Annotated in this window: 1 pseudogene; it reads right to left on the bottom strand. The window is 64.2% G+C overall.

Annotated elements, in window-relative coordinates:
* Window positions 1-455 (bottom strand): annotated as a pseudogene (locus D3I60_RS01460) (hypothetical protein); the annotation flags it as partial.
* Window positions 456-480 lie beyond the last annotated feature (25 nt).

A 480-nucleotide genomic window follows, 5' to 3' on the forward strand; every position in this document is an offset into this window, starting at 1 on the left:
GGGTGAGCCAATGAATCCGGATTCGCGGTGAAGAAGTACCAACCGCCGGCACTTTTCACTTGCGCACAGCGAGGGCGACCGTTCAGCTCCTCGATCCGAGCTCGCACCCGCTCGAACTCGGTTTCCGTGAAATACCTCTCCACGGCCGTGTTCTGTGTGGCGACGAATTCCCGCGTGCGGTGGTCGTCCGGATCCTCCAGGTAGCAGTAGGGATCGGGGACCTCTGTGCCGTGATAGAAGTCGACGTGCCCGCTGCGTGGAGTCCCCGATGCCGCGGTGGTGACGTCGGCCCCGGGCTTCGGGTGCGGCTCGTCGGACGATGCCCCATCGGTATCGCCGGTCCCCCGATCGGTCTCCGGGCGCGCGGCATCGGCGATCACGGCACCCGCGCTGCGATCAGCGGTGATACCCGAATCCACCAGCAGCAAGAACCGCACGAAGTCTTGTTGACTCATCGTCATCGCACGAAGGTCGATATCG

Origin of the sequence: Brevibacterium permense, assembly GCF_025506275.1 — a bacterium.
GTDB classification, from domain to species: Bacteria; Actinomycetota; Actinomycetes; order Actinomycetales; family Brevibacteriaceae; genus Brevibacterium; species Brevibacterium permense_A.